This is a genomic window from Leisingera thetidis (assembly GCF_025857195.1).
GTDB lineage: Bacteria > Pseudomonadota > Alphaproteobacteria > Rhodobacterales > Rhodobacteraceae > Leisingera > Leisingera thetidis.
The window spans coordinates 2,650,043-2,663,407 of record NZ_CP109787.1; the positions used below are offsets into that span (position 1 = coordinate 2,650,043).

The 13,365-nt window shown below is 67.2% G+C and carries 17 protein-coding genes; 10 read left to right on the top strand and 7 right to left on the bottom strand.

The annotated features are described in order from the left end of the window. Positions 1-72: 72 nt before the first annotated feature. The gene (locus tag OKQ63_RS12710; RefSeq protein ID WP_264210445.1) at positions 73-666 is read left to right on the top strand and encodes a thymidine kinase; all 594 of its coding nucleotides are present in this window, start codon (positions 73-75) and stop codon (positions 664-666) included. A 66-nt stretch (positions 667-732) separates the two neighbouring features. Continuing rightward, on the top strand, positions 733-978 hold the full coding sequence (locus OKQ63_RS12715) for a hypothetical protein (protein ID WP_264210446.1): 246 nt from the start codon (positions 733-735) through the stop codon (positions 976-978). A 9-nt stretch (positions 979-987) separates the two neighbouring features. Here OKQ63_RS12715 and OKQ63_RS12720 read toward each other — a convergent pair whose 3' ends face one another. From OKQ63_RS12720 to OKQ63_RS12735, 4 genes are read right to left on the bottom strand one after another with little or no spacing between them, the layout of a single operon-like run. Beyond that, entirely contained in the window at positions 988-1,941 is a 954-nt protein-coding gene (locus tag OKQ63_RS12720) for a 2-hydroxyacid dehydrogenase (RefSeq protein ID WP_264210447.1), read from the bottom strand. Position 1,942: 1 nt separating this feature from the next. Continuing rightward, on the bottom strand, positions 1,943-2,281 hold the full coding sequence (locus OKQ63_RS12725) for a tRNA-binding protein (protein ID WP_264210448.1): 339 nt from the start codon (positions 2,279-2,281) through the stop codon (positions 1,943-1,945). Next, positions 2,274-3,089, bottom strand: coding sequence for a pyrroline-5-carboxylate reductase (gene proC / locus OKQ63_RS12730; protein WP_264210449.1), 816 nt, complete (start codon positions 3,087-3,089; stop codon positions 2,274-2,276). Before proC ends, OKQ63_RS12725 begins: the two co-directional genes overlap by 8 nt. 40 nt (positions 3,090-3,129) lie before the next feature. Then, the gene (locus OKQ63_RS12735; RefSeq protein WP_264210450.1) at positions 3,130-3,630 is read right to left on the bottom strand and encodes a type III secretion system chaperone family protein; all 501 of its coding nucleotides are present in this window, start codon (positions 3,628-3,630) and stop codon (positions 3,130-3,132) included. Between the two features lie 546 nt (positions 3,631-4,176). Here OKQ63_RS12735 and OKQ63_RS12740 point away from each other — a divergent pair. Further along, on the top strand, positions 4,177-4,332 hold the full coding sequence (locus tag OKQ63_RS12740) for a hypothetical protein (protein WP_264210451.1): 156 nt from the start codon (positions 4,177-4,179) through the stop codon (positions 4,330-4,332). Positions 4,333-4,540: 208 nt separating this feature from the next. Here OKQ63_RS12740 and OKQ63_RS12745 read toward each other — a convergent pair whose 3' ends face one another. Both OKQ63_RS12745 and OKQ63_RS12750 read right to left on the bottom strand, forming a co-directional pair. Continuing rightward, complete coding sequence (locus OKQ63_RS12745) at positions 4,541-5,092, bottom strand: 2OG-Fe(II) oxygenase (protein WP_264213919.1); 552 nt, start codon at positions 5,090-5,092, stop codon at positions 4,541-4,543. A 212-nt stretch (positions 5,093-5,304) separates the two neighbouring features. After that, positions 5,305-5,550: an accessory factor UbiK family protein gene (locus OKQ63_RS12750; protein WP_264210452.1), complete on the bottom strand. Its 246-nt coding sequence runs from the start codon at positions 5,548-5,550 to the stop codon at positions 5,305-5,307. Positions 5,551-5,647: 97 nt separating this feature from the next. Between OKQ63_RS12750 and lgt the strand changes: the two genes are divergently transcribed. From lgt to OKQ63_RS12775, 5 genes are all read left to right on the top strand, one after another. Beyond that, positions 5,648-6,547 (top strand): prolipoprotein diacylglyceryl transferase, encoded by a 900-nt coding sequence (gene lgt, locus OKQ63_RS12755; protein ID WP_264210453.1) that lies wholly within the window; start codon positions 5,648-5,650, stop codon positions 6,545-6,547. Beyond that, positions 6,544-7,611 (top strand): class I SAM-dependent methyltransferase, encoded by a 1,068-nt coding sequence (locus OKQ63_RS12760; protein WP_264210454.1) that lies wholly within the window; start codon positions 6,544-6,546, stop codon positions 7,609-7,611. Before lgt ends, OKQ63_RS12760 begins: the two co-directional genes overlap by 4 nt. Further along, positions 7,608-8,363 carry a peptidoglycan editing factor PgeF gene (gene pgeF, locus OKQ63_RS12765; RefSeq protein ID WP_264210455.1) on the top strand — a complete coding sequence of 252 codons (756 nt, stop codon included), beginning with the start codon at positions 7,608-7,610 and terminating at the stop codon, positions 8,361-8,363. The genes OKQ63_RS12760 and pgeF overlap by 4 nt, the downstream gene beginning before the upstream one ends. A gap of 290 nt (positions 8,364-8,653) precedes the next feature. Next, complete coding sequence (locus tag OKQ63_RS12770; RefSeq protein WP_264210456.1) at positions 8,654-8,776, top strand: hypothetical protein; 123 nt, start codon at positions 8,654-8,656, stop codon at positions 8,774-8,776. 332 nt (positions 8,777-9,108) lie between these two features. Further along, the gene (locus tag OKQ63_RS12775; RefSeq protein WP_264210457.1) at positions 9,109-9,891 is read left to right on the top strand and encodes a Hint domain-containing protein; all 783 of its coding nucleotides are present in this window, start codon (positions 9,109-9,111) and stop codon (positions 9,889-9,891) included. Between the two features lie 91 nt (positions 9,892-9,982). Here OKQ63_RS12775 and OKQ63_RS12780 read toward each other — a convergent pair whose 3' ends face one another. Then, positions 9,983-10,483 (bottom strand): Lrp/AsnC family transcriptional regulator, encoded by a 501-nt coding sequence (locus tag OKQ63_RS12780; protein WP_058286001.1) that lies wholly within the window; start codon positions 10,481-10,483, stop codon positions 9,983-9,985. A gap of 240 nt (positions 10,484-10,723) precedes the next feature. On the opposite strand from OKQ63_RS12780, the gene trxB reads away from it, so the two are divergent. After that, on the top strand, positions 10,724-11,665 hold the full coding sequence (gene trxB / locus OKQ63_RS12785; RefSeq protein WP_264210458.1) for a thioredoxin-disulfide reductase: 942 nt from the start codon (positions 10,724-10,726) through the stop codon (positions 11,663-11,665). 586 nt (positions 11,666-12,251) lie between these two features. Further along, complete coding sequence (locus tag OKQ63_RS12790; protein ID WP_264210459.1) at positions 12,252-13,310, top strand: Hint domain-containing protein; 1,059 nt, start codon at positions 12,252-12,254, stop codon at positions 13,308-13,310. Positions 13,311-13,365 lie beyond the last annotated feature (55 nt).

The window sequence follows — 13,365 nt, forward strand, 5'->3', positions numbered from 1 at the left end:
CCCGCCCGGCCCCCGGCAAAACCTGCACGAATCCGGTTCCCCCCGCGCGCCCCTGAGGGTAAACCCGCCGCCATGGCCAAGCTCTATTTCCACTACTCCACCATGAACGCAGGCAAGTCGACGGTGCTCTTGCAGGCTTCGCACAACTACCGCGAAAACCATATGGACACCTACCTGCTGACCGCGCGGCTGGACGACCGGGCCGGCACCGGCAGGATCGCTTCGCGCATCGGCATCGGCGAAGAGGCCGACATGTTTTCCTGCGGCGACGACCTTTATGCCCGTATCGAACAGCGCCTCGCCCAGGGCCCGGTGGCGGCGGTTTTTGTCGACGAGGCGCAGTTCCTGGCGCCGGAGCAGGTCTGGCAGCTGGCCCGCGCCGTCGATGACCTGCGGGTGCCGGTGCTGGCTTATGGCCTGCGGGTGGATTTCCAGGGCAAGCTGTTCCCCGGCTCCGCCACCCTGCTGGCGCTGGCGGATGAAATGCGCGAGGTGCGCACCATCTGCCGCTGCGGCAAGAAAGCCACCATGGTGGTGCGCCAGGATGATCAGGGCCGGGTGCTGACGCATGGCGACCAGGTGCAGATCGGCGGCAATGAAACCTATGTCTCGCTCTGCCGCCGCCACTGGCGCGCGGCGATGGGCAGCCGGATGGACGAAAGCTGAACCGGGAACCCCAGCCGCCTCTTTTGTGTTACAATCCCGCAACTGACGCTACCAAAGGAGGCCGTCATGCCCGTTCGGGATCCGCTGGCCGGCAGGCTGCGCTTTCACATGGCCAGCCTGGCGGGCGCCTGCATCGCAGGCGCCCTGATTGTCGCCGCATTCACCCTTGGCTTTTACTCGTGGCAGTCCATCGCTGTCTGCATCGCCATCGCCGCCGCCGCGGCCTGGCCCGCCGGGGTCTGGATGACCCGCAAGATCAAGCGGGAAGATCCGGCCTGGGACCACGAGCACGACAAGCCCAAGGATTTCTGACCAGCCGCTTCAGACCTTGTTGGGCAGCGCCTCTCCGGCCAGATAGGCGGCCACATTGTCCAGCGCCATATGGCCCATGTTGCTGCGCACCTCCTCGGTGGCGGTGCCCAGATGCGGCAGCAGCGTGGCGTTGTCGAGATCGATCAGCGCCTGCGGCACCTTGGGCTCGAACTCATAGACGTCCAGGCCCGCGCCGCCGATGCTGCGGTTCTGCAGCGCCGCGATCAGCGCCGCCTCTTCCACAACTTCGCCGCGGGCGATGTTGATCAGATGCGCATGGGGTTGCATCGCGTCCAGCACGTCGGCGTTGATCAGATGCGTGGTCTCGGCGCCGCCGGGCACCGCCACCACCAGGAAATCCACCTCTTTCGCCATGGCGATCAGGTTCTCGGCGCGGTCGGCCGGGAAATCCAGCTCCTTGGGCGAACGCGCGACATAGGACACATCCATGCCAAAGCCATAATGGCAGCGCCGGGCAATCGCCTGGCCGATGCGGCCCATGCCGGCGATGCCGACCCGCTTGGCGGTGGCGTGCAGCCCCAGCATCTGGGTCGGGTGCCAGCCCTGCCAATCGCCCTTGCGCAGCATCCGCTCGCCTTCCGAGGCGCGCCGCGCCGACATCAGGATCAGCGTCATCGCGATATCGGCGGTGGCGTCGGTGACGGCGCCGGGGGTGTTGGTCACCTCGACGCCCGCCGCGCGCGCGGCCGCCACGTCGATATGGTTGTAGCCGACACCGAAGTTGGCCAAAAGCTTGCAGCGCGGGCTGCCCGCCTTGGCAAAGATCTCCGCCGTGAACCGGTCGCCCAGCGTCGGCACCACGATGTCGAACTCAGTAAGGGCGCGCAGCATCTCCGCCTCGCTCAGAACCGCGTTGGTCTCGCGGATTTCCAGATCGGCAAAGCTTTCCCGCGCCCGTGCCGTGACCGCTGCCGTCATCGGCCGCGCAATCCAGATCTTCATATCAGTGCATCCTCCCGCCCAGCGGCACCTGTCCATCGGGACCCGCCAGGAATATTTCTCCGTTTTCGTCCGGCAGGCCCAGCACCAGGATTTCTGACATGAACTTGCCGATCTGCCGCGGCGGGAAGTTTACGACGGCCAGAACCTGCTTGCCCACCAGCGTTTCCGGCATGTAATGCGCCGTAATCTGCGCTGAGCTCTTTTTTACGCCGATTTCAGGCCCGAAATCGACCCAGAGCTTGATTGCCGGCTTGCGCGCCTCGGGAAACGGCTCCGCGCGCAGGATTTCGCCGACACGGACATCGACCTTCAGGAAGTCGTTGAAAGAAATCTCAGCCACGCGACAGTTCCCTGGACCGGTCCGTTGCCGCCGCGACGGCGCGTTTCAGCAGCGCCGGGAAGCCGTCCTGCTCGTCCATCAGCACCTCCAGCGCCGCCTGGGTGGTGCCGTTCGGGCTGGTCACGTTGACGCGCAGCTGGCCGGGGCTGTCCTCAGCCGCCTCCGCCAGCGCGCCGGCACCTGCGACGGTGGCCTTGGCCAGCTGCATCGCCAGTTCCGCCGGCAGCCCCTGCGCCTCGCCCGCGGCGGCCAGCGTTTCGATCAGGTGGAACACATAGGCCGGACCCGAGCCGCTGACGCCGGTCACCGCATCCATCTGGCCCTCATTTTCCAGCCGCACGGTCTGCCCGACGGCCTGCAGCAGCCCTTCGGCGCGCTCCATGTCCCTGGGGCCCGCATGGGCATTGCCGATCAGCGCGGTGATGCCGCGGCCGACAGCGGCCGGCGTGTTCGGCATTGCCCGCACGATCGGGGTCTTTGCCCCCAGAATATCCTCATAGGTGGCGATCGAGGTGCCCGCCGCCACCGAAATGAACAGGGTCTGGCCGTTGCCGTAGCCTTGCAGCGTGGGCAGCGACTCGCCCATCATCTGCGGTTTCACCGCGATCAGCACGATGCCCGGCGCGGATGGCAGCTCGGCGTTGACATGGACGCCGGTGGCTTTCAGCCAGTCCGAGGGGCGCGGGTCGATCACCCAGACCGACGCGGCGGGCAGACCGCCCTCCAGCCAGCCGGCCAGCATCGCCGATCCCATCTTGCCGCAGCCCAGCAGCACCAGGCCGCGCGCGGCGGTTTCTTGCATATCCATGAAAGCCCCTCCCCGTGATCCATCAGGTTCGGGGCAAGGTTTACGCCCGCCCGTAGGCCTCTGCAATGGCGACCTGCATCGCATCCTGCGGACTGCGCTTGCCCCAGACCGCCAGCTGGATCGCCGGATAGTAGCGCTCCGCATTGGCCACTGCGGCATTGAGCATCGCGTCGATCTGCTGCGGGCTGGCCATCTGGCCGCCGGACAGCATCAGCCCGTAGCGGAACAGCATCAGCTTGTGATCCGCCCAATAGGTGAAGGATCCCTCCCAGCACTGGTCGTTCATGCAGTTGATCAGCTCGTAAAGCCGCGGCAGCTCGGCCTCCGGCGGCTCCATCTCGAAGCTGCAGACCAGCCGCAGGCATTCCTCATAGCCCGACCAGGCCAGCGTCAGCGAATACGTGCGCCACTGCCCTTCCACCGACATCGCGATCTGATCGTCCCCGACCCTGTCGAAATCCCAATCGTGGTGCGACGCCAGCGTCTCGACGATATCGATGGGGTGGATGTCTTCTTCCAGGTGAAGCTCGGATAGTGCCATGATGCCACCTCTCATTTTTACCTAGCACAGCGGGCACAGAGGCGCCCTATAACTAGCTATTTCTGCTATGGGCCGGGGAGGCATCCCCGCTCCCATACTAGATATGGTGAGGCTCAAAAGGTGATCTGGCAACCCTTTATTTTGGGGATATCTGCAATAACTTGTGGATGAACTGTCCACAGCCCCCAAAATGCCGGCCTGTGCGCCCCTATGCGCCACAATGCCCCCCCCCGCACCGGAACAGCCTCCTGCGCGTCTTCCAAACGGCGCGGACACAGGCCGGCAGCACTGGCCGGCCGCACCGGGCCGCACCGGGTCTGCCGCCCCTACCACGGCCCGCTCCGCAGTCAAACAGGAGAAGCGGCGCCGCACGCGCCGATACCTCCGTTCCGGCGGCACCCAGGCCGGCCGCGGCGCAAGCCACGTGGTTGCGGCACATCAGGAAGTTCCGGCCGGTCCGGTATATTAGGTATTTACAATGCCTATTTATTCACTTAAACATTCCCGCAGATCACGCCCCTCAATCCCCCATCAAGGAGCCCTCCCATGACCCTCTCAGAAGCCTTCCTCTGGCCCGGAACCAAAGTCTGCGAACGCCTCGGAGTCGACCCGGAGGGCGAGGCCGGGCTGATCCGCTGGATGGTCAACACATTTGTCTATCTTATCCTCAGCCTGCTCGCTGTCTGGATCCTGGCGGTTTGACCGCACCGCCGCCCGGCGGCAGGCCCTGCCGGCCGGCTTCACGCCGGGATGTGCGGAGTTCCGCCGTGCCGGGCGCACCGGGCAAGACCGCGGGCGCCAAGCGGAACGCGGCCCCCGCCAAACCGGCCCCGGCCGCGAACAGCGGCGGCGGCGGCTGATCTCCGGCCCGCACAGGCCAGCCTGCTGAACCAGCGGGCCGGCCCGACAGTCAGCGGAACGCCGGGCCGTGCGCCCAGACGGTCAGCGACTGGCGCTCGCCGCGGGTGACCGGCGTCACCTGATGCAGCAGGAAGCTGGGGAACACCGTGGCGCTGCCCTGCAGCCGGCTGGCCGCCACCACATGGGCGCCCGGCATCACCTCCAGATCGCCGCCGTCATAGGACCCCGGCTTGCTCAGCTGCACCATCAGGCTCAGCTTGCGCTTGCCCGCCACCGGCCCGTCGCCGATGTCCGAATGCCAGGCGAAATGACCGCCGTCCTCCGCCTTGTAGCTGGCGGCCTGCGGGCTTTCGGCAAATTCGCGCAGATCGAACCCGAACTGCTCCCGGTTGGCCCGGCGCACCAGCGAGATCAGCCGGTCCATCACCCAGCTGGTTCCCGGCACATCATCCAGCCACACCACGCTGGCGCGGCGCAGGTTGTGATCGCGGGTCTGGCCCACCAGCCGCGCCTCGCTGTCCGGCTCCGCCTCGACCTTGCGCAAAATCTCTGCGCATTCCTGGGTGCTGAATGCACTGGGCACCGAGTAGACCGCCACCATCGCATGCTCCTTCTGCTGCTGCCCGGGCAGGCTTGACCGAAAGGCATGGCTCACGCTGTGCGGTTTTCGACCTGACTGACGAAAAGCGACGTGAAACTTGATCCCGGCGCCGGTCCGGGCGCCGCCGCGCCGGGGTCGCCATGCAATGCGCGCAAAAAAGCCCGCCGCAGCACACCGCCGCGGCAGGCTTGCGGTCCGTCCGGGCCGCGCGGTTACTTCTGCGCCGCCTCCAGCGTGTCCAGCCGCGCCTTCAGCGCCTCGTTTTCCTCGCGCGCCTTCTGCGCCATCGCGCGCACCGCGTCGAATTCCTCGCGGGTGACAAAATCGCGGTCGGCCAGCCAGCGGTCGATCATGCCTTTCAGCGCGGTGTCCGCCTCGTCCTTGGCGCCCTGGGCCACGCCCATCGCATTGGTCATCAGCTGGGAAATGTCGTCCAGGATCTTGTTGCGGGTCTGCATGTTCTTCTCCGTCTCGGGGCTGCTTCCTATATGGGCAAGCAGGCGCGCGGCTGCAAGCCGTTGACTTCCCCCAAAGACCAGAGGCATTCAGACGCCCATGCAGGCCATGATCCCATTCCCCGACCTCTCGCCCGAGATTTTCACCATTTCCCTCGGCTCCTTCGAGTTCGCCCTGCGCTGGTACGCGCTGGCCTATATCGCGGGCATCGTCATCGCCTGGCGGCTGGCGGTGGCGGCGCTGCGGCGCCCCGGCCTGTGGCCCGCCCAGCAGCCGCCGATGAAGCCCGAACAGGTCGAGGACCTGCTGACCTGGATCATCCTCGGCGTCATCCTCGGCGGGCGGCTCGGCTTCGTGCTGTTCTACCAGCCCGCCTATTACCTGGCCAATCCAGCCGAGATCCTGAAGATCTGGCAGGGCGGCATGGCCTTTCACGGCGGGCTGATCGGCGTGGTTCTGGCCACCCTGATCTTTGCCGCGCGCCACAACATCCCGAAACTGCAGATCTCCGATCTGGTCGCCCACACGGTGCCGCCGGGGCTCTTGCTGGGGCGGCTGGCGAATTTCGTCAATGCCGAGCTCTGGGGCCGCCCCACCGGCCTGCCCTGGGGCGTCGCCTTCCCCGGCCCGGCGGCGCAGGACTGCGGCCAGGCCCTGGGCGCGCTCTGCGCCCGCCACCCCTCCCAGCTTTATGAAGCGGTACTGGAGGGGCTGATCCTCGGTGCCGTGCTGCTGTACCTGGCCTGGCGCCGCGGCGCCTTCCGCACCCCGGGCCGCCTGCTCGGCGTGTTCCTGGCGGGCTACGGCCTTGCCCGCTTCACTGTCGAGTTTTTCCGCCAGCCCGATGCCCAGTTCGTCACCCCCGGCAATCCGCTGGGCCTCGCCTGGCATCTGGACGGCTTCGGCCTCACCCAGGGGCAGGCGCTGTCGCTGCCGATGATCGCCATCGGCCTCTGGTTCCTGCTCCGCGCCCGCCCCGCCGCCCGGAGCGCGGCATGAGCCTGCTGGACCACCTGACGGCCCGCATCCGGGCCGACGGCCCGGTGTCGGTGGCGGAGTACATGCGCGACTGCCTGCTGCATCCGCAGTTCGGCTATTACACCACCCGCGACCCGCTGGGCGCCAAGGGCGATTTCACCACCGCACCGGAAATCAGCCAGATGTTCGGAGAGCTTCTGGGCCTGTCGCTGGCGCAATCCTGGCTCGATCAGGGCGCGCCCGCCCCCTTCACTCTGGCAGAGCTGGGGCCGGGCCGCGGCACCCTGATGGCGGATCTGCTGCGCGCCACCCGCGGCGTGCCCGGCTTTCACGCCGCCATGCGGATTTGCCTGGTCGAGGCCTCGCCCGCCCTGCGCGCGGCCCAGGCCAGCGCGCTGGAGGGCTGCGCCCCCGCATGGCTGGACACCGCGGACGCCCTGCCCGAACAGCCGCTGTTCCTGATTGCCAACGAGTTCTTCGACGCGCTGCCCATCCGCCAGTTCCTCCGCGCAGGCGGCCGCTGGAGCGAAAAGCGCATCGGCCTCAAGCACGGCGCCCTCAGCTTCGGCCTCGGCCCCGCCGCGCCGCAGCCCGCGCTGGCGCACCGGCTGCAGGACACCCGCGACGGCGATCTGGTCGAGCTGTGCGAGGCCGCCGCCCCCGTCACCGCCGCCATCGCGGCCCGAATCGCCCGCCACGGCGGCGCCGCGCTGATCGTCGATTACGGCGACTGGCGCGCGCTCGGCGATACCCTGCAGGCGCTGCGCGCGCATCAGCCCGCCGATCCCCTCAGCACCCCCGGCGCCGCCGACCTCACCGCCCATGTCGACTTCGAAGCGCTGGCAATGGCTGCAAAAACCGCAGGTTGCGCCTTCAGCCGGCTCACCCCCCAGGGCGTGTTCCTGGAGCGGCTGGGCATCACCGATCGCGCCCGCGCCCTCGCCGGGCCGCTGCAGGGTGCGCCGCTGGAAAGCCTGGTTGCCGCACATCGGCGGTTGACGCACCCCGATGAAATGGGAAACCTGTTCAAAGTTCTAGGCCTCTATCCCTCGCAGGCCGCCCCTCCGCCAGGATTGAACCCATGACGCTTGAAATTCTCACGTCCGATCTGCTTGGCCCGGTGCGCCACGGTTTCTTCACCCGCCGGGGCGGGGCTTCCTCGGGCATTTTCTCCGGCCTCAACTGCGGCCTCGGCTCCTCCGACCAGCGCGAGGCGGTGCAGATCAACCGCGCCCGCGTGGCGGCCGCGATGGAGGTGCCGCCGGAGAACCTGAGTGCTGTGCACCAGGTCCACAGCGCCGATGTGGCGGTGATCACCGGCCCCTCGCCGGACCGCCCGCGCGCGGATGCGATGGTCACCAATGTGCCGGGGCTGGCGCTGGCGATCCTGACCGCCGACTGTCAGCCGGTGCTGTTCTCCGATCCGCAGGCCGGCGTCATCGGCGCCGCCCACGCGGGCTGGCGCGGCACCCTCGACGGGGTGCTGGAGGCGACACTGGAGGCGATGGAAGGCCTCGGCGCGCGGCGCGGAAACATCGCGGCGGTGATCGGCCCCACCATCTCCCAGCGCGCCTATGAGGTCGGCCCGGAATTTTTTGACGACTTCATGATGCAGGACGACGGCTATGCCCGTTTCTTTGCCAATGGCGAAGACGGCCGCTACCTGTTCGACCTGCCGGGCCTGGGCCTGCACAAGCTGCGCCAGGCCGGCGCCGGCGCCGCCGAATGGACCCGCCACTGCACCTATTCGGACCCGCAGAAGTTCTACTCCTTCCGCCGCGCCACCCACGCGAAAGAGGCCGATTACGGCCGCCTGATCTCCTGCATCCGGCTTTAAGCGCGCGTTAACCCGGGAAATTGTGGCGGATTTTCTGAAATTCCGCCGCATTCTCCGCCGCCCGGCCGGGGACCGCTGCGCCACCCGGCATAATTCCCTTTGAAATTCAGAACCTTGAACACCGCCGCCCGCACCGCCCCCGCAGGCGGTTCAATCCCTTGTCCGCGGGGATAAATGCCCACGCCGGGTCACATTCAAGGCGCAAAGATTACTCATAAAGAGGTCAGAACAACACAAACAGCAGCGGCCCTGCATCAGGGCTCAGCTGCCGGGCGAAGGACAGACCGACCATGAAGATGAACAAGCGTTTCATTGCCTCCATCATCCGCTCCGCCAAGAGCGAGACCGTGACCCTGCCTTGGACCGCCGCACGCCGCCGTGCCGGCCAGGCGCCCAAGCGGAAACTGGGTTGACGCCGGGGACGGGTGCCCCGGCGGCGGACTGCCCCCGGCGCCGCGGCGCCGGTCCGGCCAGCCGCCGCCGGGGCACCCAACCGGCCGGAACCAGCACCCGCCGCCGTTTGACACTTTCTTATCCGAATCGCCTTACCCCCGTCCCGGCCTGCCGCTGGGATCCGCCCGCAGCGGCGCAAGGGCCGGCCAGGCGTTAACCAGTTTGCTTCAGATTTTTTGACAATTCGAATTAAATCCCGCCAAATTCAGCGCATACATATCGTTCAAGCACGTCTGTATTGCCGGTGGGGGCCGATGCAAACGGGCAGTTTGAAAGGAGAGGTCCGCCAGCCATGACCATCCCCCACTCGCTGCAGAGGGCTGCAGCCAATGCCGTTGAGGCCAATGCGCTCCTGCAGGATCCGGCAGCGCTGCGCTCCGCCTGCAAGCCGCAGCTGCGGCGCTATGAGGTCAGCAGCCTGCTGCCCAGCGGCGCCATTTCGGAAACCCGCCACATCGCCCCGGCGCTGCCGCTGTTCGAGGACGCTTTCTGCGCGTTTTCCCGCGGCTCGCTGGTGGAAACCGCCGGCGGCCCGGTCGCGGTCGAGGATCTGCTGCCCGGCGACGAGATCCTGACCCGCGGCGGCGGCAGCCAGCCGCTGGTCTGGATCGGCCATACCAGCCTGCTGCCCGCCCGGCCCGGCAGCCGCGGCCGCAGCCACCGCCTGACCAGCTTCATGGCCGACAGCCTGGGGCTGCAGAAACCCGCCTCCAGCCTGGTCGCGGGCCCCGCCGCCCGGCTGCTGCGGGCGCCGCCGCATGTGCAGCGCACGGCAGACGCGCTGCTGCTGACCCCGGTTGCCGAATTTCAGGACGGCATGAGCATCTTCGAGACCGCGCCGCCGACGCCGGTGGACATGTATCACCTGTGCCTGCCGCGGCACGCGGTGATCAGCGTGGGCGGGCTGGAGTTCGAGACCTACCACCCCGGCCCCGACGCGCTGAAACTGGCCAGCTATGCGATCAAGACGCTGTTCCTGAACCTGTTTGCCCATGCCGACAGCATCCAGGAGTTCGGCCCGCTGGCCTGCCCCAGGGCCGATCATGGCAGCAGGCCCGGCCCGGCGATCCTTTAGGCCGAGCGGAGGCGGCAGCACCCGCCGGAACGAAAAAGCCGGGCAATCCCCTGCCCGGCCGCTGCCTGTCAGGCTGTCGGGGCGGCGCCGCTCAGGCCTCGCGCGCCAGCCGCTCCTCCAGCACCTCGAACGGCACGCCCGGCTCGTCTTTGGCGCCGCGGATCACCAGCGAGGTCTTGACGCTGGCCACATTCGGCGTGGTCAGCAGCTCGCCGGTCAGGAAGCTCTGAAAGGTGCTGAGATCTGGAGAGACGCATTTCAGGATGAAATCCACCTCGCCGTTCAGCATGTGGCACTCGCGCACCAGCGGCCAGCTGCGGCATTTTTCCTCGAACGCGCTCAGCTCCACCTCGGCCTGGCTTTCCAGCCCCACCATGGCAAAGACCTGAACCTCGAACCCCAGCTCACGCGCGTTCACATCCGCGTGGTAGCCGTGGATCAGCCCGGCCTCCTCCAGCGCCCGCACCCGGCGCAGGCAGGGCGGTGCCGAAATGCCGACCCGCTTGGCCAGCTCGACATTGGTCATCCGCCCATCGGCCTGAAGCTCCGACAGAATCTTGCGATCAATCGGATCAAGACGGGTTGTGACCATGCTGGAAACTCCTGTGGATTTTGCGTTTCTTATAGCACCGCCGCCGGGCCGCGCAATAATGTTTCATCATCGCGCAATATTCTTTGCACTCCGAAGGTGCAAGCCGCAATCCCGCGCGGCGCCCGCAAATCCGCATTCCACGGCATGCAATGGCTGGGGGGTTTAAGCCCGCGGGTCCTGCCGCTATATGCATTTCCTGACGGCGGCAAGCCCGCCATGCTGCTTACGTAAGGGACGAACATGAGCGAGACGCGCCACACCAAGGTTCTGATCATCGGCTCCGGGCCTGCAGGCTATACCGCGGGGGTCTATGCCGCCCGTGCGATGCTGGAGCCGATCCTGGTCCAGGGGATTGAACCCGGCGGCCAGCTGACCACCACCACCGATGTGGAAAACTACCCCGGCTTCACCGAGGTGCAGGGCCCCGACCTGATGATCAAGATGCAGGAGCACGCCGAGGCGATGGGCTGCGAGGTGATCGGCGATTACATCACCTCGCTCGACACCAGCCGGCGCCCGTTCGTGGCCAAGGCCGACAGCGGCACCACCTTCACCGCCGACGCGGTGATCCTGGCCACCGGTGCGCGCGCCAAATGGCTGGGGCTTGAGAGCGAAGAGAAGTTCAAGGGCTTCGGCGTCTCGGCCTGCGCCACCTGTGACGGCTTCTTCTACCGCGGCCAGGAGATCGTGGTGATCGGCGGCGGCAACACCGCTGTCGAGGAAGCGCTGTTCCTCACCAACTTCGCCTCCAAGGTGACCCTGATCCACCGCCGCGACGAGCTGCGCGCCGAGAAGATCCTGCAGGACCGCCTGATGAAGAACCCCAAGATCGAAACCCTGTGGTTCCACACCCTCGAAGAGGTCGTCGGCACCGACAATCCGCTGGGCGTCGAAGGCGTGGTGGTCAAGAACGTGCAGACCGGCGAGGTGAAGGAAATCCCCTGCAAGGGCGTCTTCATCGCCATCGGCCACGCCCCCGCCAGCGAGCTGGTCAAGGACGTGCTGGAGCTGCACAACGGCGGCTATGTCAAGGTCAAGCCCGGCTCCACCGAAACCTCGATCCCCGGCATCTATGCGGCCGGCGACCTGACCGACCACAAGTACCGCCAGGCGGTCACTTCGGCCGGCATGGGCTGCATGGCGGCACTCGACGCCGAACGCTTCCTGGCCGAGCAGGACTAAGCACCCGACAGGGAGCCCCGGTCAACGCCGGGGTTCCCTCATCTGCTGCGGGCCGCGCGCTGTTCTGCTCGCCCGGAACCCCCGGTGACCCGGTCCCCGCCTCTTTCTCCGCACATTGAAAGCGACTCAGCCTTGCCTTCCGCAGCCGGATGGCTTCAGGGTCCTGCCGTTGCATTTCAACCAAGGAGTTTCCCGATGAGCATTGCCAAGATCCGCATCGTTCTGGCCTGTGCCGGGATTTGCGCCGCGCTGGCCGCCTGTTCCGCGCCTCCTTCCCCGGGAAGCGGATAATCCCCGACGCCCCTTAAGCCAGCCCTCTTCCGGCCGCCCGGACCCTCCCGGGCCGGTCTTTTGCACGCCCGGCCCCGCCACAATAAGCCCCGAAGCTGTGCACAGCCTCCGGGCGCGGCCGGCAGACCGCCAGAAAGCCGACAGCCCCCCACGCCATCAGACATTTTCCGCCGCTCCGGGCCGCGTTTCGGGCAGCCGCAGGTTTCCCGGGTCCGCTTTAACCCGGCATTAGCGGAATCACTGCAAAACCACCGGAAAATCAACGCAAAGCAATTTGCAGCCGGCGGGGACCCAGATGGCCATTCGTACTCTCAGCGCGTTCAACGCGGATGCTTTCACCGTGGATGGCAGCTCCCCCTACATGACGTCGGGCAGCTCGATCATCAACAACTCGGACACGCCGGCCGGCACGATCTTCACCTATGATTCCAGCTATGCCATCGAACAGGTCACCCTGGAAGACACCGGCGGCGATGCCGACACGATGGAAGACGACATGGCCGGCAGCCACACCATCATCGACGGCGGCTCCATGGTGGCCAGCGGCACGCCGGTCGAAGCCGAATCGCATCACTACGTGCAGGAACTCGATGCCGACGGAAACCCCTTCGGCCCGGTCATCACCATCACGGTGTTCTCCCAGAACGGCAACACCCAGGACGTCTGGGGGTTTTCCACCGACACCCCGCTGAAGGACGGCGCCCGCTACAAGAAGACCTCCGGCAGCAACTCGGGATCCTCGGACTACGACAGCTTTGTGCCCTGCTTCGTGTCCGGCACCGCCATCTGCACCGATCAGGGCCTGCGCCCGGTAGAGCGCCTGCGCCCCGGCGACCGGGTGCTGACCCGGGACAACGGCTTTCAGCCCGTCCTCTGGGTGGGGATCCGCCAGATCACCCCCGGCTGGATGCAGGCCTGCCCGCATCTGCAGCCGGTGCGGATCGCCGCCCATGCGTTCGGCCCCGGCCAGCCTGCACAGGACCTCTGGGTCTCGCCGCAGCACCGGCTGCTGCTCAAGGGCGCGGCCTGCCAGGTCCTGTTCGGCGAGCCGGAAGTGTTTTCCGCGGCCGGCCATCTGCAGGCCGCTGCCGGCATTGCCCGGCAGCAGGTTGCCCGGACCACCTACGTGCACCTGCTGTTCGAGCGCCACCAGGCGGTGTTCTCCAACGGCCTCTGGAGCGAAAGCTTCCAGCCCGGCGACCGCCTGCTCAGCCACGGCGGCGCAGCCGCGCGGCAGGAGATCCTCGAGCTGTTCCCCGGCCTGGACCATGCCGGCGGCAGCGCCTACCCGGCGGCCCGCATGGTCATGAAGCAGAACGAAAGCCGCCTGCTGGCGGCCATGGCGGCCGCCTGACCGCCCTGCCGCCTTGACCGCCGCGCCCGCGCCCCGCAGTCTGCACCCCGGGAAC

Excerpts from the sequence above, each read along its gene's own strand:
- OKQ63_RS12710 (WP_264210445.1), top strand. The coding sequence starts at position 73 with ATGGCCAAGCTCTATTTCCACTACTCCACCATGAACGCAGGCAAGTCG.
- OKQ63_RS12715 (WP_264210446.1), top strand. The coding sequence starts at position 733 with ATGCCCGTTCGGGATCCGCTGGCCGGCAGGCTGCGCTTTCACATGGCC.
- OKQ63_RS12720 (WP_264210447.1), bottom strand. The coding sequence starts at position 1,941 with ATGAAGATCTGGATTGCGCGGCCGATGACGGCAGCGGTCACGGCACGG.
- proC (WP_264210449.1), bottom strand. The coding sequence starts at position 3,089 with ATGGATATGCAAGAAACCGCCGCGCGCGGCCTGGTGCTGCTGGGCTGC.
- OKQ63_RS12735 (WP_264210450.1), bottom strand. The coding sequence starts at position 3,630 with ATGGCACTATCCGAGCTTCACCTGGAAGAAGACATCCACCCCATCGAT.
- OKQ63_RS12740 (WP_264210451.1), top strand. The coding sequence starts at position 4,177 with ATGACCCTCTCAGAAGCCTTCCTCTGGCCCGGAACCAAAGTCTGCGAA.
- OKQ63_RS12745 (WP_264213919.1), bottom strand. The coding sequence starts at position 5,092 with ATGGTGGCGGTCTACTCGGTGCCCAGTGCATTCAGCACCCAGGAATGC.
- OKQ63_RS12750 (WP_264210452.1), bottom strand. The coding sequence starts at position 5,550 with ATGCAGACCCGCAACAAGATCCTGGACGACATTTCCCAGCTGATGACC.
- lgt (WP_264210453.1), top strand. The coding sequence starts at position 5,648 with ATGCAGGCCATGATCCCATTCCCCGACCTCTCGCCCGAGATTTTCACC.
- OKQ63_RS12760 (WP_264210454.1), top strand. The coding sequence starts at position 6,544 with ATGAGCCTGCTGGACCACCTGACGGCCCGCATCCGGGCCGACGGCCCG.
- pgeF (WP_264210455.1), top strand. The coding sequence starts at position 7,608 with ATGACGCTTGAAATTCTCACGTCCGATCTGCTTGGCCCGGTGCGCCAC.
- OKQ63_RS12770 (WP_264210456.1), top strand. The coding sequence starts at position 8,654 with ATGAAGATGAACAAGCGTTTCATTGCCTCCATCATCCGCTCCGCCAAG.
- OKQ63_RS12775 (WP_264210457.1), top strand. The coding sequence starts at position 9,109 with ATGACCATCCCCCACTCGCTGCAGAGGGCTGCAGCCAATGCCGTTGAG.
- OKQ63_RS12780 (WP_058286001.1), bottom strand. The coding sequence starts at position 10,483 with ATGGTCACAACCCGTCTTGATCCGATTGATCGCAAGATTCTGTCGGAG.
- trxB (WP_264210458.1), top strand. The coding sequence starts at position 10,724 with ATGAGCGAGACGCGCCACACCAAGGTTCTGATCATCGGCTCCGGGCCT.
- OKQ63_RS12790 (WP_264210459.1), top strand. The coding sequence starts at position 12,252 with ATGGCCATTCGTACTCTCAGCGCGTTCAACGCGGATGCTTTCACCGTG.